Source organism: Enterococcus spodopteracolus (assembly GCF_030441955.1).
GTDB classification, from domain to species: domain Bacteria; phylum Bacillota; class Bacilli; order Lactobacillales; family Enterococcaceae; genus Enterococcus_B; species Enterococcus_B spodopteracolus.
Map to the genome: position 1 here is coordinate 259,412 of NZ_JARJHD010000002.1, position 16,728 is coordinate 276,139.

Below are 16,728 nucleotides of genomic sequence, written 5' to 3' on the forward strand. Positions count from 1 at the left end.
AGTTATTGACAAATATGTTTAGTAAACAGTATACAGGAGTTAGTTAAAAAGTAAACGGTTTCTAAAAATTTGTGAGGTGAAGAAATGAAAAGACAATCGTTGATTGCATTCGATTCGGAAACAAATGTTTTTCATTTGTCGAATCCATTGATTTCTTATGTGATGAAAATTGAAGAATCTGGTGTGTTGACCCATGTTCATTTTGGTAAAAAAGTGAATAACTATACCGATAACAAAAAATATCCAAGAAGAGATCGCGGTTTTTCAGGAAATGTTCCTTTGCATGATGAGCGAGCATTTTCAAAAGATACGCTACCACAAGAATTTTCGGGACACGGAAGTATGGATTATCGCATTCCAGCTACGATCATCACACGTGAGAATGGCTCTAGCTTGCTTGATTTAAGATATGAAACATATCAAATCATCCAAGGTAAACCAAAGCTTTCAGGATTACCACAAACCTATATATTGAAGGAACAGGAAGCACAAACGTTGTGTATCACCTTGAAAGACCGAGTTTTACCGATCTATGTGGATCTTTTTTATACGATTTACGAAAAACGAGGGGTCATTATCCGCTCCGCTAAGTATCGTAATCAAACGAAGCAAATGATCTTGTTAGATAAAGCAGCTTCTTTTCAATTAGATTTGACGAATTCGGGCAGATTTACTGAAGTGATCGCCTTACCTGGAGCCCATGCTAGAGAGCGTTTGATTTCGAGACAACGGATCACTGAGGGGGTGAAATCATTTGAAAGTCGACGAGGAAGCAGTAGTCACCAAATGAATAATTTTATCGCTTTGACACATACACATACGACGGAAAGTCTTGGAGAAGCCATCGGTCTACAGTTTATCTATTCTGGCAATCATGCGTTCGAGATCGAAAAAGATCAAATCGATCAACTAAGAATCGTTGGTGGCATCAATGCGTATCAGTTCCAATGGCAACTTTCAACCGATGAAGCGTTTCAAACGCCAGAAATGATCCTTTCTTATTCAGACGAAGGATTAAATGGCATGAGCCACATACATCATGAGCTGTTGCGAGAACGTGTGGCACGTGGGAAGTATCAGTACGAACCACGTCCGATCTTGGTCAATAATTGGGAAGCGACTTATTTTGACTTTACTAGCAAAAAAATCGAAGCACTGATCGATGAAGCAGCAGCGTTAGGTATGGAAATGTTCGTCTTAGATGACGGCTGGTTTGGGAAAAGAGATGCAGATACTTCTTCTTTAGGAGACTGGTTTGAATATGAAGGGAAATTGGCGAATGGATTGAAGGGAATTGCAGAGTATGCTCATGAAAGAGGCCTCAAATTTGGGCTATGGGTGGAGCCTGAAATGATTTCGATCGATTCTGAATTGTATCGTCAGGCGTCTGATTATTTGATGCAAGAACCAGCACGCACGCCTGCAGCATCTCGGTCGCAATTTGTTTTGGATTTTACACGAAAAGAAGTGCGAGATTCGATCAGTCAGCAATTACGAAAGATTTTGGATAAGGTACCGATCGATTATGTGAAATGGGATATGAATCGCTCCTTATCAGATGTTTACTCTGCTTACGTGGAGAATCAAGGAGAGGTCTATCACCGGTATGTTTTAGGATTATATAACCTTTTAGAAGAGTTGATCACAGCTTACCCAGATATCTTATGGGAAGGATGCTCAGGTGGGGGTGGCCGTTTTGACGCAGGAATTCTTTACTATATGCCACAATCCTGGACAAGTGACAATACCGATGCAATGGAACGGATCGACATCCAATATGGCACGAGTCTCGGCTATCCCATCTCATCCATGGGTGCCCATGTCTCTGCATCGCCTAACCATCAAAGTGGACGTGTGACAGATTTAAAGACACGCGGGGATGTAGCGATGAGCGGGGTATTTGGTTATGAACTAGATTTGACCGCATTAGACGAACAAGAAAAGAAAATCATCAAAGAACAGATCAGCACGTATAAAGAAATTCGTCAAACAATCCAACAAGGAAAATTTGACCGCTTAGAAAATCCCTTTGAACAAAACATTGCGGCGTGGCAATTTGTTTCTCCAAATAAAAAGGAGATCGTGGTCTTTATGGCACGACGATTAACTTCTGGACAACCGCCTTTTCATGAGATCCGCTTGATTGGTTTGGAGGAAGGGATGTATCGTGAACGTAAAAGTTCATTGATTTATTCAGGCTCGGAGTTAATGACGATGGGGTTTTATCTCCCTGATTTTCACGGAGATTTTCAAACAGAAATTTTTCACTTTGAGAAAATAGTTACAGGAGAGGAAGAAGAACATGCAGGCATCAATTGATTGGTTAGATGATCCACAAGTTTTTCGTGTGAATCAGCGAAAGGCACACAGTGATCATACGGTCTACGGTTCAAAAGAAGAAATAAGAAGTCAAAGTTCCCGACTACAGTCGCTAAATGGTGAATGGCGCTTTTGTTTTTCTGAAAATGCAGAAAAGCGCCCCAAAGAGTTTTTTGAACAAGATTTTGATGATCGTTCATTCGACACGATCCATGTGCCTGGCCACATTGAACTAAGTGATTTTGATAAGATCCATTACATCAACACGATGTATCCTTGGGAAGGTCATGAGTTTCGTCGTCCCGCTTATACAACTGCTTCAGAAAAGGAAATGGCAGGGATGTTCTCTCAAGCTGAAGAAAATCCAGTAGGGTCCTATGTCACGACTTTCCAATTAGCAGAGGGATTGAAGGGAAAAGATGTCACGATTCGTTTTGAAGGTGTCGAACAAGCCATGTATGTGTGGTTGAATGGTCATTTCGTCGGTTATGCAGAAGATTCATTTACACCGTCCGAATTTGATTTGTCCCCTTATCTTGAAGAAGAGAATCGTTTGGCAGTCGAAGTCCACAAACGTAGCACAGCTGCCTTTTTAGAAGACCAAGATTTTTTCCGTTTCTTTGGGATTTTTCGAAATGTCGTCTTAGTTGCTCGTGGCAAGAATCATTTAGAAGACTTGTGGTTACGTCCTCAATTAGATGACACGTACCAAAAAGGAAAATTGGATGTGTCCTTATCTTTTGAAAATCTTACAGCTGAAAGCGACTTACAGGTACGGGTCCTTGATTTAGACAGACAAACGATCTATGAAGAAAAGCAAGCGATAGGCGAAACAGTGCAGCTCAGTATTGATTTAGGTGAAGTGGTATTATGGGATCATTTTGCGCCGAATCTCTATACGTTTGAAATTGAAACCAGGGACCGTGACGGAGTGACTGAATATGTCGAGTATCCATTCGGGTTTCGCAAGATCGAGTTAAAAGATAAAGTGATGTATCTGAATGGAAAACGCTTGATCATCAATGGAGTCAATCGTCATGAGTGGAGTGAAAAAACAGGACGTGCGATCACCTTAGATGACATGGAAAAGGATTTGGCAGTGATTAAAAATGCCAACATCAATGGCGTCCGGACCTCACATTATCCCAACCAGATTCCTTGGTATTTCCTCTGCGATCGAGCAGGTATCCACGTGATGGCAGAAACCAATTTAGAATCACATGGGTCATGGCAAAAAATGGGTGCTTTTGAGCCATCCTATAATGTACCAAGAGGCATTCTGCAATGGCGAGAAGTGGTGCTAGATCGAGCAAAAACCCATTTTGAAACGTTCAAGAACCATACAAGTATCTTGTTCTGGTCCTTAGGCAATGAGTCCTATGTAGGGGAGAATATTCGGTTGATGAATGAATACTTCAAGAAGGTTGATCCAGACCGGTTTGTTCACTATGAGGGGAATTATGTTGATCCCACATTTGAAGCTTCTGTTTCGGATATGAAAAGTAGTATGTACGCAACACCTGCGGCGGTCGCTGATTATCTAGAGAATCAGGCAGATAAACCATATATCTTGTGCGAGTACATGCACGATATGGGAAATTCTTTAGGTGGATTAGGTTCTTATATGGCATTATTAGATGAATACGAGATGTATCAAGGCGGATATATTTGGGATTTTAAAGATCAAGCACTTGAGGTACTTGATCCAGTGACCAATCGAAAAGTCATGCGTTACGGCGGGGATTTTGATGATCGTCCAAGTGATTATGAGTTTTCCGGAAACGGCATCGTTTTTGCAAATGGACAAGAAAAACCAGCATTACAGGAGGTAAGATACTATTATGGCAAATACAGATCCTAAATTGAGAATCATTTATGGCGACTGCACTTTAGGAATCAAAATAAAAGAAAAACATTATATTTTCTCTTATACCAGAGGTGGTTTGGAATCACTCAAAAAGAATGGAAAAGAATGGCTTTATCGTGAAACGCAACCGACTTTTTGGCGAGCATTGACAGATAATGATCGAGGAAATGGCTTTGGGTATCGCTCTAGTATGTGGCTTGGCGCAGGGTTGTATCTAAAAGTGGAAGCAATCCATGTTGCAATAAACGACCAAGCCATCGAACTGCCGATCGCACCAGTCAACAATCGTTATAGTAACCAAGAGTATGCAAATACAGTCGAGATCACTTTCACATTGGCAGTCAACACAACCCCACAAACGACCGTCGATATGACGTATCGTGTCAACGAACAAGGGGATCTACACGTGAACATGTACTATCATGGCAAGCAAGGATTACCCGAGCTGCCAGTATTAGGATTTCGCATGATCATGCCAACAAAAGCCACTCATTTCGATTATGAAGGCCTGTCAGGTGAAACTTATCCGGATCGTAAAGCTGGTGGCGCACCAGGGGTCTATCATGTGGAGGGCTTGCCAATCCCACCTTATTTAGTGCCACAAGATTGTGGCGTCCATATGGATACCAAGTGGTTAGAGATTACGCGCAAGACAACCTTGAATAATGCAGATAAAAGTCAGGAAGAGTTTTCCTTAAGATTTGAACAAAAGGATTCGCCATTTGCTTTTGCGGCATTACCATTCAAAGCAGAAGAATTAGAACAGGCGACACACATGGAGGAACTACCACCGGAACGGCGAACGGTTGTCACGATGTTGGCGAAAGTCCGAGGAGTCGGAGGTATTGATTCATGGGGAGCGGATGTAGAAGAAGCCTATCATATTAGTGGTGAAGAAGACCACGAATTTAGTTTTATCATTAAATAATGTAAATTGGAACATCAAAAATAGGACCCACGAAAGATCCGCAGAATGGATTTTTAGTGGGTTCTATGAGTTGCGGTTGATACTTAAAGGTCATGAAAGAAGTAGTTCGCCTGATTTTCTGAATGGATTGTTTCTGTCTCCACGTTCATTCAGTATTACTCTCTTTTTTTATGATCGGTAACGTAATCGTTACCGATGTACCCACACCAACTACTGAATCAATGTGTAAGCCATAATCTTCACCATAAAGTAATTGGATTCGTTCATGAACATTTTTGCTACCGATACCTGAAAAATAGTCTCTGTTTTTCGTTGGCTGTTCCGTATCAAAGCCATCACCTGTATCCATGACTTCAAACGTCAATTTATTTTCTCGGATCATCCCATACAAAGTGATGTAGCCAGTTTTCTTCGTTTGGAACGCATGCAAATAAGCATTTTCGATGATCGGTTGGATAATCATATTGGGCATATATAAAGAATAAAGTTCCTCTGGTACCATGATTTTGGTTGAGATCGCATCACCGTAACGCAGTGTCAAGATCGCAATATAACTTCTCACACTGTTCAGTTCTTCTTCTACAGGGATAATTTCATTTTTATTGCCAATCGTACTGCGCAAAAGGTCGATAAAACTATCGATGCCTGCGACTGCTTTTTCATTTTCTTGTTGCCACACTAAAAATTTGAGGCTAGTTAACGTATTATATATAAAATGAGGCTGGATCTGTGCTTGCATCGCTTGTATCTCTAATGTCCGTTTTTTCTTTTCATTTTGTAAAGATTGCGTATGATTGTCACTGATCGTTGTTAGCAGCTGATTGATCGTAGTAGCGAGTGTTCGGATCTCATATGTTCCTTGGATCGGAACAGTAGCTGCTACTGGTTCTTTGATTTGGTTCAATGAATCTACTAATTGATAGATGGAGCGAGTGTTGCGATTTAAATAGATCGCCACTAAGATACCGCCTAAAATCAGCGTTCCAATATTATAAAGGATGATCGGAATAATGACATTCATTTGATCGGCGATCGAGTGGACATTGACCTCACTGACCAAAGCCGAGTTTTGTCGGTAAAGTGGTAAACGAGTGATCCGCTGATTGGCTTTGGTCAACGTCTCGTGTTCGACTAACTCATCAAATGAATCAAACGTCGTTCCGATCCGGTTCTGAACATTTGAAGCAAAGATTTTTTTCTCATCTGTCACAAAATCGATTTGCGTGATTTCCGGATCGACCGATTGGCTGAATATTTTTGCCAACTCATCAGAAGTGATGGCTACGACAGCGTAACCATAAGTTTGGTTCAAAGTAGATCTAAGCTTTTTGATAAACAAGACACTTGGTGAATGTTTATCGCGTTTCGTCAGTCCGAACTGAGTAAAGACCATTTGTGTCGCTGTTGGATTCTCATTGACTTTCTGGATCAACTCTAATTGGAAAAAGTCATCAGCAGTGAGATCACTCACCATGTCATTACTAATGAACATCCGACCATTTTCCCCAAAAAGAAAAATATCATCTTTGATGTTTGGAAAGATCGGTGCCAATGAATCATTCATTTTTTGCACCGTACGTAGTTGATTGATTTTCTCCAAAGTCGTTTGTTGGCCTTCTTTGAAATACCCCTCTACAGCAGAGCTTTCAGCCAATAATGTCAACGTGTTCTCTATATTGTCATTCAATGTTTCAAAATCATGTTGGATCTTTTGTAAGGTCATTCGATTGGATTGATCGAATTGTTGGATGTAGGCGTCTCTTGAGCGTTGATAAATAAACAAAGAAATCGTCGCTGCTTGAGTGAATAAAGCAATAAAAAGAATGATCAAAAGTTTGGTCAAAAGCTCGTGTTCTCTCAGCTTTTTAATCATACGGTCAGTATTCCTTTACGATATTGTGAAGGAGTCAATCCAGTTTCTTCTTTGAATACCCGAGAAAAATAACCAAGTTCAGTAAATCCAGTTTGCTGACCAATATCACTTAACGAAAGATTCGATTCTTTCAACAATAGTTTTGCCTGGTTGATACGGACTTTTTTTAAGTACTTCGTAAAATTGATCCCATACTTTTCTGTAAAGATCGTTGATAAATAACTATAAGAAAAATGATATTTTTCGGATAGCGTTTGTAGACTGATGTCTTGATGATAATTCTCTTGGACATACTCATAGATCAACGTCAACACATCTGAGTTGTCTTTTCTGAATGTAGTGGTGACTTCACGTAATAACTTCGTCGTGTTATTGACGATCAAAACCAGATCATCCCACCGTTCTGTTTGCGTGATCTGTGCTGGAATTGTGATTTTTAGTGTCATGATTTCTTCTCTTTTTTCATGTTCGTCCGCGATCGCATTGATCAAGGCATAGAGTCGATTGATGATCTCGTGTTTCAGATAGCTTGGTTGCAAACGTTGATCAAGCACCTTACTCATGTAATTGTCCAATTCTTCGATGGCAGACGTAAAATCTTTGTTCATGATCTTGGTCAAATAACTTTTTGTTTGTTGTTCATAAGAAGAGAGTAGGGAAGATAATAGCTTTTCACAAATAACGCAGTGATCTGTCAGATAAAAGTGCTGTCCGCTACTTTTTTGCTTTAATGTAAGGAATTCAGAATAAAAGTTTTCAAAATCCAGAACATCAGATAGAACATAGAGACAAGAATCTGTCTGGTGTTCTTGCTGAAATCGTTCAATCAGCTGATCGAATGCCTTCTTCGAAGCGACATTGATAAAATAACCAATATCATTTGCTGTCGTAGAAAAAGGGAAGACAGAGGCGAGCTGATTTGTATATTGTGGTGCTTCTGCAATCAATTGTTCACTTCGACGCAGTTTTTCCGATTGCTTTTCTTCACAATAGACTAAATAAAAGTAGTCATGTGGGAATTGTTTGCGTGATATACCTAAATCAAGAGAAGTTCCGGACAAATAATTGCTGAGTAGCTGACTCATTTTTTCGAGTTCTGTCAAACGTGGTTTCTTTACTTCTGTAGATTGTTCCACCAGACTCTTTAAAGAAGCTAAAAACTCACTAGGATTCAATTTTGGCTTAAGTAAATAATCTGAAACGCCTTCTTTGAATGAATCTTTGACCAATTGAAAGTCATCATAGCTAGATAAAACTAAGATTTTTGCTTCAGGTTGTTCCTTCTTGATCAATCGAGAAAGTTCGATACCATTTAAATCTGGCATCATCAAATCCGTTACGACGATATCAAGAGGCTGATGCTTAATAAATTCGAGCGCTTCTAGTGGTTTTGAAAAGGCCCCTTTGAGATGGAAGTCGTGCGCTGGCCAATCGATCAGGGTACTTAGACCAGAGAGAATGGTCTGTTCATCATCGATCAATACGATATTTTTCAATGTTTTTCCCCCTATTCCTTTGTTACGTAAGTTAAAAATACTGGGAAACGTTTACAAATGCAAGTCTAAAATTTCATTTACTAAATCAAAAGATGACAAAATTGTACTTTTTTCTTATTTTAGGATATTTTTCTTGAGAACGATCATCAATGAAGAAAACGTTTGCAAGTCTGTTATGATAAGCATGTAAGAAAAAAACAAACACTAAAAAGGGTGGGTATAAAAATGAAAATAAAACAAATTTTAGCTAGTGCTTTCGTCCTAACAGCAGCAGTTACACTTTTTGCCGGGTGTGGCAATTCTTCCAGTGATGCTTCGGGAAACGAAGATAAAGTAACGGTCTGGGCATGGGATGAAGCCTTTAATATCAAAGCCGTCAATGAAGCCAAAGAGTTTTACGAAAATGAGGATGTTGACGTAGAAGTAGTAACGATGTCTCAAGATGATATCGTACAAAAACTGAATACGGCATTAGCTAGCGGAAATACCGATGGTTTACCAAATGTTGTGTTGATCGAAGACTACCGTATCCAAGGGTATCTGACCTCTTACCCAGATGCGTTTGCTGATTTGACAGGTATTGTGGATGAAAATAACTTTGCCGCATATAAATTTGCAGTCAACAAAGTTGACGATAAAATTTACGGTGTACCTTTTGACTCAGGTGTGACAGCCAATTTCTATCGGACAGATATCTTAGAAGAAGCTGGTTATTCAGAGGAAGATATAAAGAACTTAACATGGGATGATTATTTACAAGTTGCACGAGATGTCAAAGAAAAAACAGGAAAAAAAATCTCTGAAGTCAATCCTTCCGATTTAGGTCGTGTGCGCATGATCATGCAACAAGCCGGAGAATGGTATACCTCGGAAGATGGAGAAACAGTGACGATCGAAAATAATGAATCATTAAAATATGGGTTAGAACTCTTTGCTACCTTGCTTAAAGAAGATCTAGTCGAACAAACATCTGACTGGAATGCTGGGGTTACGGCGGTTCAATCAGGAACTGTTGCTTCTACACCAACTGGTGCTTGGTATTCTTCAACCATTCAAGGGGCAGAAGATCAATCAGGTAAGTGGAAGATCGCACCGATTCCAGCTCTACCTGCTAACATGCAAAAAGCACAAGCTTCCAACTTGGGTGGTGCCGGCTGGTATGTGATCAAGGGCGTAGCTGGTGAAGAAAATGCGAAAGATTTCTTGGAAAAGACATTCGCAACGAATGAAGAATTGATGGGCAAATTAGCAGAAGAGATCGGTTTAGTATCGACTATGTTGAGCGCGAATGACCAAGAAGCTTATCAACAGCCGTCTGAGTTCTATAGTAATCAAAAAGTATTCGATGACTTTTCAAAATGGACAGCAGAAATCCCTGAAGTGAACTATGGTCATGAAACTTATGCCATTGAATCTGTTGTGGCGGAATCCTTGAGCCGAATCATCAATGGTGAATCAGCAGACAAAGTTTTGGCAGATACGCAAAAACAAGTCGAAGCTCAATTAGCCAATTAAGTCATATCCAGCGTCAACAGTAAACCTATGATGAATGGAATAACAAAGAAATAAGTGGCGATCTCTTCAAACGGATCAACGAGAGTATTGTTCTTTCGTTTGAAGGTATCGTTTATAGAATAAGCAATTAATTGAAATGTCGATAGGGGACATTCGCACCGTTAGCTATCCTGTATAACTTTAGCAATGGTATTCGAAAAAATAAGAAGTTCCACTCGTTTGCTATTCTCTGTCCGATGGAACTAATCATTGAGGCAGTGGTAAAAAGCTTAGAAGAAAATAACTAGCAATTTTGTCTGACTTTCTGTGAGGCATGTATTTCTTCAACATATGTGTAATGAAAGTAGGGAATAATATGAAACAAAAGGATTTATTTAAAAATGGCAACGCGTTTTTAGTCCTTCCAGTGATCATGATCTCAATTTTAGTTTTTATACCAATGGGGTTAGCGCTGATCACCTCTTTTCAAAGTGGACCTCCGGTAAACATGACATTCAACGGATTAGGAAATTATCAACGAATGTTAGGAGATTCAACTTTCCGTAAAGCATTTTTCAATACCTTTTTATACTTATTAGTACAGGTTCCTGTCATGTTGTTTTTGGCATTGTTTATTTCCAATCTATTGAATGATAAAAAATTGAAGTTCAAAGGATTGTTCAGAACAGCGATCTTCTTGCCATGTATTACCTCAATGGTCAGCTATTCTTTGATCATGAAAAGTTTATTTTCCCAATCAGGTTTAATCAATAACCTTTTAGTTGGAATTGGCTTGATTGATAACCCGATCGGTTGGTTGACTCATCCATTCTGGGCAAAAGTATTGATCATTATTTCCATCACATGGCGTTGGACAGGGTATAATATGATTTTCTTTTTATCTGGTATGCAAAACATCGATCCAGAAATATACGAAGCTGCTGATATTGATGGCGCATCAAGGTGGCAACAGTTCATTAAAATCACGATACCTAACTTGAAACCAATCATTTTGTTTACGTCGATCACTTCAACGATCGGTACCTTGCAATTATTTGATGAGGTACAAAATATCACTGGTGGTGGGCCAGCAAATGCAACAACGACATTGTCACAATATATCTATAATTTGAGTTATAAATTCACCCCGAATTTTGGTTATGCCGCAGCTGTTTCTTTCGTTATCGTACTATTTATTGTCTTGTTATCAGTGATTCAAACTAAAATAGGGAGTGAGAGCAAATGAGAGAAATGACAAGTAGTCAACCCCGGTCAATTACAAAAAAGCAAGTGAGTATCGGACAGTTACTCTTAAGCATTTTTAAATATACCTCTTTAGTCATCGTTTCCTTTATTTCAATTTTCCCGTTTGTTTGGATGATTTTAGGGATGACAAATACAGCAGTCGATATTAGTTCAGGTAAACTGATGATCGGTGAAAATTTAGTGATCAATTTCCAAAATCTCTTTTCGAATGACTTGAATTTTTCACGCTCTCTACTTAATTCTGCAATGATCGCTGTGGTTACAACGATTTTTGCTTTATTGATCTCCTCCATGGCAGGTTATGGCTTTGAGATCTATAAGAGTAAAAGAAAAGAAGTCGTCTTTAATATTTTGTTATTATCGATGATGGTCCCTTTTGCGGCATTGATGATCCCGCTATATCGGATGTTTTCACAATTGAATGGTACGATATTAGGAATCAATAGTTTTCTAGTCGTCATCTTACCTTCAGTAAGTACCGCTTTTTTGATTTTCTTTTTCCGCCAAAACGCGAAATCCTTTCCTAAGGACCTAGTAGAGGCGGCACGTTTAGACGGTCTTAAAGAATTAAGTATTTTCTTTCGTGTCTATTTACCAACAGCTAAAAATACGTATGCCGCAGCGGCGATCATCACGTTTATGAGTAGTTGGAACAATTACCTCTGGCCTTTAGTGGCGTTACAATCTCCAGATAAACGAACAGTTCCATTAGTATTATCAGCCATGGGGGCATCCTATACACCAGACTATGGTATGATCATGAGTGGACTGGTGATTGCGACCTTACCAACTGCACTCGTGTTTTTCGTTTTACAAAAACAATTTGTTCAAGGGATGATTGGTTCTGTCAAATAGACAGACATAAGCCTGAAATTTCATGTTCAGGTACTATCGCTTGAATGATCAAAAATATGAAAAACGTCACCTTCAGATTTACAATATGAGGATAACTTTTGTTATAAAATAAACTTATTTAAAATAAGCGGTAAAAGCCAGAAATAGTTTATCTATTTCTGGCTTTTATTGCTTATATCATGTATTTTAGCCTTTTTTTGCATAGATATAAAACAATATTTGTCGATTTTTTTTGATGCTCTAGTTAGTTTTTTTGCTGTTTTTTTTACCGTTTTTACATAAAAATGGTATCGCTTACTGTTTTTCCTCGTAAACTTACTTTTAATCAGGTAAACTAGAAGTAAAGGAGGAGGATACATGAGAAAAAATTTTAAAGAAGTAATCATTGCGATCATGCCCATGACGATATTGATCGTTATCCTGACCTTTGTATTTGCACCATTAGATGTTGAAAGTATGGGAAGATTCATTTTAGGAGCAATCATGATGATGGTTGGTATGAGTCTCTTTTTGTTTGGTGCGGATTATTCGATGATGGAAGTTGGTGATTTAGTCGGTAAATATATGATCAAAAAGAAAAGTCTACCAATCGTTATTAGTTTGGGTTTTCTGATTGGAATCGTGATCACGATTGCCGAACCGTCTGTACAAGTATTAGGTCAACAAGTATTTGATATTTCGGATGGAGAGATTGGTCGAGTCTTATTGATCGGTATAGTCAGTGTGGGAACTGGTGTATTTTTAGCTTTTGCCTTACTAAGAGTCGTATTTAAACTGTCGTATTATCGATTGATGGTGATCGGTTATCTTGCGGTACTCATCGCTTCCTTTTTCACAAGTAACGAATTTATGCCGATTGCTTTTGATGCAGGTGGAGTCACAACCGGCCCAGTGACTGTTCCGTTTATTCTAGCCTTGGCTGGTGGAATGACAAGCATGATCCGCCAAGGGAAAAATGAAAATGATAGCTTTGGAATGGTTGGTATTGCCTCACTTGGTCCTATCTTGGCTGTCATGATCTTGGGGGTGATCTTCCAATGAATTTTTTGGTCACTTTTTTTACAGGTATTGGACAAGTCGGATATGAAGTCATCCTTGCGGTGGCACCAATCGTGATCTTATTTGTACTGATGAACTTTCTTTCATTTAAATTAAGAAAAAAACGTTTTTTTGATATCATGAAAGGTTTTTTGATCACAACTATCGGATTAATTCTATTTTTACATGGTGTAAATATTGCTTATGTACCAGTGGGACAACACCTGGGGAGTGCAATTGCTTCTTTAGCGAATAATCAGATCCTGATTCCTTTAGGGTTTGTTATGGGATTTTTAGTAGGTTTTGCAGAGCCAGCCATCCATGTGATGGTCAAACAAGTCGAAGAATTAAGTGAAGGTCGGATTCATGCAAAAGTAATGTTAGCAGTGATCTCGATTGGGATCGGTTTAGCAGTCGGTCTGTCCATGTGGCGCTTATTAGCTGGTTTTTCTCTTTATTATTTCTTGGTCCCTGGATATGGTTTAGCATTTGTCTTAGGTGCAAAAGTTGACAAGATTTTTCTATCGATGGCTTTTGATAACGGTGGCGTCGCCACAGGACCGATGTGTTCTACCTTTATTTTGTCTATGAGTGTGGCAATCGCCACACAGATCGACGGTCGAGATCCAATTATTGATGGATTTGGTGTGGTGGCAATGATCGCATTGACACCGATACTATCGACATTAGTCTTAGGGTTCATATATAAACAAAAAGGCAAAAAAGATCAGAAAAACAAAGAAAAATTACAACAAATGGAGGAACAACAATGAATGATTTAGTCGCACTAAATCTCGAGATGATCGTCACGATCGTGGATGGTGGTATTGGGGAAGATGTGATCGATTACTCAAAGAAGGCTGGCGCATCTGGGGGGACGATTTTACATGGACGTGGTTCTGGAGTCCATGACACAGGAAAATTCTTAGGGTTGGATATCTCACCGGAAAAGGATATCGTTCTGACATTAGTACCAGATACTTTGACAAATGAAGTGATGGATGCGATCGGAAAAGGTATCAAGATCGATGTTCCGGGCAATGGTATTTGTTTTAGTATTGATATCGATAAAGTGATTGGTATTACGAAAATCCATCAATATCGCGAAGTCGTTGACATGAAAGATTTGTTAGAAGATAATTGAAACTCATCCAAATGCAAGTTGCTAAATTCGGAATAGCACTTACCTTGAAATATACTAAAATTTGATAATCTTATTTTGACAATAAGTCGAAAAAAACAAAATAGACCTTGTGCTATTTTAAGTTTTTTACGGCTTTTTCTTTTACCAAAAATCCTTGTCTATTTTGCTGGATCAGTATTTTTTAGGTTATAACTTAAAATTATGAATAAAGAAAGTTTTGATTAGATAAACTTTAGATGATTTGGGATTGATGATTTCAGAGACAGGTAGAACCTATATCAAGAGTTTGTCCCAGAATTCCCATCTTCTGTAATTAGTGATGAAGCTAAATTAAGAGAGCTAATTACTTCACCGATTAAAGGGGATTTCCCCGAAGATTCAAATCCGAATTATCGTGTATTTTCTGGTATCGATATCACTAAAGCGCTAGAATCACTCAAACGATTTCTAGAATAATTTACTGTAGAGTTTAAAAATGCGCAGGAAGATTTCCAGAAATTTATAGAGAAGGAACTATCAAAAGAAGAGACTCCTGCAACTACGCCTGCGGGAGCTTAATTAATCGAAAGGTTTAGATGAGGTGATGCAGAAAATCAAGAACAAATATAAAAAAATTATGAAGCGCTTGTTATCAGTTGAAAAAAAGTGCACAGCTTCTTCAACAAATAGAGGATTTTAATTTTAAAAATATTTGGCTTGTTTCTACTGATTTACTGCATGATGAGGTGACAAAGAATCACTACTCACAAATTAAAGGATTCATGAGTGCACAAGCGTTTGTCATGCGGTTTGCCCCTGAATGTCGAATTATTTTCATCCTTGATAGTTTTTCATGTGGATCTAGCTACTAGACCAAGGATTCAAGTGCAGCCAAGTCCCAAAGATACTCTTATGCACGAAGTGACCCATATTGTCGCATCATCGGACGATTTGATAAGTTATCTAAGGAGTCCGATAGGTTTCAGGAATAGTGGAGAAGATCTTCGAAAGAGATACGAAAAAATTTCTGAAGCTAATTCATGGCGAGGGGGTTAATTCTTTTGTGGAAAATGTAAGTGACATGTTAAAATTGCCGGCTGTCACAAAATAAGCTGTCTTGAATGCTGTACTGACTGACAAAATGTTAAAAGCAAACCTTCAAATAACCGATGCTGAGATGCTAATGGCTTGTATTCTTGATAATTGGATTAGGACGAAACTTTTTTGAGCGCGCACCCATGAAAAGAAGTCTAGCTGACCAACTAGGAAACGGCGACCTATTGTTTGTTCTTGCTGTGATGAAAGTAGTTAATGTGGAGAATTTAATATATGAGCATCCATTGGAAACTACCTTAGAAAACGCGGAAATAACGACAGCAATCAACGTCTCACAGCTTACACAGGCCCCTTCGGGAAATAGCATTTTTTCAACAATTAAAAATATAGGTAAAACAAATAGTAATGATACGAATACAAGGCTTATTAACGAGCAAAAAATCAGAAGGCGCGCCGAAATGAATCTATAAGTTGTCAGACACCTTTAGATTCAGATACTCGGTAACGGTTATCGAATCTCCCAAATATCAAATACATGAATAAAAAAACTAATAGAGCCATGAAAAAGTTTTTTATATGCGCATAAAATTCAAAGAATAAGATTTTATGAAATCTTCAGCATATTTGCACACAAACAGTTGAAAATATGCTATTTTGTAGTAGAAAAAAGGGGGAAAAGAATGAATTTTTTAGTTGTTTTAAAAGATACGATTCTCAAACGGTCGACATTCATCTATACGCAAATCGATGAACAAAAAACAGTCTTGCATTTTTCGCCGGAGTTTCATTTAGAAGGGTTGACGATTGGGGAAATTTATGAACAAGGTGGCATTCAAGCTGCGAAGCAATTTTTTGTTCAAGAACTTCAACTGCCATTGAATGACTATCTTGAAGTATCATTAAATGAGTGGGACAAAGCAATTTCAGAACTTTTCCCTCAAGGAATCAACGTAGAGTCGGGTACCACTGAAGTACATCTATCGGTGAAAGATCTACAACGTCAGATGCGTTACCAGATCGATGAAGAAGGCTCTCTTTCAATCTTTCAGCGGCAGCAAAAGATATTAAAAAGTTTTTTAAAACAAATCAGCCGAAAAAGAAATTTGTTTAAAACAACGCAGTTACTAAAAAAATATCCAGAATTATTACACACATCGATCCAGTTTCCACAATTGCTCTCGTTGATCCGTCGTTTTGTACGCTTGAAGGAAATCCAATCTAAGAAGTTAACATTCCCTTTACAAGATACCTTTCGAGTAGTAAAACGTGAAGATGAAAAAAAACTGATCGTGATCGATTTTATGAGGAACCGTCATGTGTTACAACAAATGACGATGGAAAAGGCCAACTAAGGCTTTTTCTTTTTGAATAAAAGAGAAATGGAGAAAAAAATGGGACCTATTTGGATACAAC

12 protein-coding genes and 1 pseudogene are annotated in these 16,728 nt (G+C 38.5%); 11 read left to right on the forward strand and 2 right to left on the reverse strand.

Annotation, left to right across the window (positions count from 1 at the left end; all coding sequences use genetic code 11):
• Positions 1-84 precede the first annotated feature (84 nt).
• The 3 genes from P3R27_RS04110 to P3R27_RS04120 are packed head-to-tail and all read left to right on the forward strand — an operon-like array spanning position 85 to position 5,114.
• Positions 85-2,319 carry an alpha-galactosidase gene (locus P3R27_RS04110; RefSeq protein ID WP_034688804.1) on the forward strand — a complete coding sequence of 745 codons (2,235 nt, stop codon included), beginning with the start codon at positions 85-87 and terminating at the stop codon, positions 2,317-2,319.
• Positions 2,303-4,180, forward strand: coding sequence for a glycoside hydrolase family 2 TIM barrel-domain containing protein (locus P3R27_RS04115; RefSeq protein ID WP_126134134.1), 1,878 nt, complete (start codon positions 2,303-2,305; stop codon positions 4,178-4,180). Before P3R27_RS04110 ends, P3R27_RS04115 begins: the two co-directional genes overlap by 17 nt.
• Positions 4,161-5,114 (forward strand): beta-galactosidase small subunit, encoded by a 954-nt coding sequence (locus P3R27_RS04120; RefSeq protein WP_301356727.1) that lies wholly within the window; start codon positions 4,161-4,163, stop codon positions 5,112-5,114. The genes P3R27_RS04115 and P3R27_RS04120 overlap by 20 nt, the downstream gene beginning before the upstream one ends.
• 145 nt (positions 5,115-5,259) lie before the next feature.
• Here the strand turns inward: P3R27_RS04120 and P3R27_RS04125 are convergent, their stop codons facing one another.
• Positions 5,260-6,987 carry a cache domain-containing sensor histidine kinase gene (locus P3R27_RS04125; protein ID WP_271523943.1) on the reverse strand — a complete coding sequence of 576 codons (1,728 nt, stop codon included), beginning with the start codon at positions 6,985-6,987 and terminating at the stop codon, positions 5,260-5,262.
• Positions 6,984-8,483: a response regulator transcription factor gene (locus P3R27_RS04130; RefSeq protein ID WP_034688798.1), complete on the reverse strand. Its 1,500-nt coding sequence runs from the start codon at positions 8,481-8,483 to the stop codon at positions 6,984-6,986. Before P3R27_RS04130 ends, P3R27_RS04125 begins: the two co-directional genes overlap by 4 nt.
• Before the next feature lie 225 nt (positions 8,484-8,708).
• Here P3R27_RS04130 and P3R27_RS04135 point away from each other — a divergent pair, with 225 nt between their 5' ends.
• The 8 genes and pseudogenes from P3R27_RS04135 to P3R27_RS04170 all read left to right on the forward strand — a co-directional run bounded on the left by P3R27_RS04135 (position 8,709) and on the right by P3R27_RS04170 (position 16,667).
• Positions 8,709-9,998: an ABC transporter substrate-binding protein gene (locus P3R27_RS04135; RefSeq protein WP_034688797.1), complete on the forward strand. Its 1,290-nt coding sequence runs from the start codon at positions 8,709-8,711 to the stop codon at positions 9,996-9,998.
• Positions 9,999-10,353: 355 nt separating this feature from the next.
• Positions 10,354-11,223, forward strand: coding sequence for a carbohydrate ABC transporter permease (locus tag P3R27_RS04140; protein WP_010735284.1), 870 nt, complete (start codon positions 10,354-10,356; stop codon positions 11,221-11,223).
• A gap of 68 nt (positions 11,224-11,291) precedes the next feature.
• Positions 11,292-12,098: pseudogene (locus tag P3R27_RS04145) on the forward strand (carbohydrate ABC transporter permease); the annotation flags it as partial.
• A gap of 357 nt (positions 12,099-12,455) precedes the next feature.
• Positions 12,456-13,139, forward strand: a complete 684-nt coding sequence (locus tag P3R27_RS04150; protein WP_010735286.1) for a DUF1538 domain-containing protein — start codon at positions 12,456-12,458, stop codon at positions 13,137-13,139.
• Positions 13,136-13,909, forward strand: coding sequence for a DUF1538 domain-containing protein (locus P3R27_RS04155; RefSeq protein WP_034688794.1), 774 nt, complete (start codon positions 13,136-13,138; stop codon positions 13,907-13,909). Before P3R27_RS04150 ends, P3R27_RS04155 begins: the two co-directional genes overlap by 4 nt.
• A complete protein-coding gene (locus tag P3R27_RS04160; RefSeq protein ID WP_010735288.1) occupies positions 13,906-14,280 on the forward strand; it encodes a P-II family nitrogen regulator in 375 nt (124 codons plus the stop codon). The genes P3R27_RS04155 and P3R27_RS04160 overlap by 4 nt, the downstream gene beginning before the upstream one ends.
• 1,217 nt (positions 14,281-15,497) lie before the next feature.
• The gene (locus P3R27_RS04165) at positions 15,498-15,785 is read left to right on the forward strand and encodes a hypothetical protein (protein WP_010735290.1); all 288 of its coding nucleotides are present in this window, start codon (positions 15,498-15,500) and stop codon (positions 15,783-15,785) included.
• A gap of 210 nt (positions 15,786-15,995) precedes the next feature.
• Positions 15,996-16,667: an LCP family glycopolymer transferase gene (locus tag P3R27_RS04170; RefSeq protein ID WP_010735291.1), complete on the forward strand. Its 672-nt coding sequence runs from the start codon at positions 15,996-15,998 to the stop codon at positions 16,665-16,667.
• Positions 16,668-16,728: the final 61 nt, after the last annotated feature.

Bases quoted from the DNA above. Each gene is read 5' to 3' on its own strand.
- P3R27_RS04110 (WP_034688804.1), top strand. From the start codon at position 85: ATGAAAAGACAATCGTTGATTGCATTCGATTCGGAAACAAATGTTTTT.
- P3R27_RS04115 (WP_126134134.1), top strand. From the start codon at position 2,303: ATGCAGGCATCAATTGATTGGTTAGATGATCCACAAGTTTTTCGTGTG.
- P3R27_RS04120 (WP_301356727.1), top strand. From the start codon at position 4,161: ATGGCAAATACAGATCCTAAATTGAGAATCATTTATGGCGACTGCACT.
- P3R27_RS04125 (WP_271523943.1), bottom strand. From the start codon at position 6,987: ATGATTAAAAAGCTGAGAGAACACGAGCTTTTGACCAAACTTTTGATC.
- P3R27_RS04135 (WP_034688797.1), top strand. From the start codon at position 8,709: ATGAAAATAAAACAAATTTTAGCTAGTGCTTTCGTCCTAACAGCAGCA.
- P3R27_RS04140 (WP_010735284.1), top strand. From the start codon at position 10,354: ATGAAACAAAAGGATTTATTTAAAAATGGCAACGCGTTTTTAGTCCTT.
- P3R27_RS04150 (WP_010735286.1), top strand. From the start codon at position 12,456: ATGAGAAAAAATTTTAAAGAAGTAATCATTGCGATCATGCCCATGACG.
- P3R27_RS04155 (WP_034688794.1), top strand. From the start codon at position 13,136: ATGAATTTTTTGGTCACTTTTTTTACAGGTATTGGACAAGTCGGATAT.
- P3R27_RS04160 (WP_010735288.1), top strand. From the start codon at position 13,906: ATGAATGATTTAGTCGCACTAAATCTCGAGATGATCGTCACGATCGTG.
- P3R27_RS04165 (WP_010735290.1), top strand. From the start codon at position 15,498: ATGAAAAGAAGTCTAGCTGACCAACTAGGAAACGGCGACCTATTGTTT.
- P3R27_RS04170 (WP_010735291.1), top strand. From the start codon at position 15,996: ATGAATTTTTTAGTTGTTTTAAAAGATACGATTCTCAAACGGTCGACA.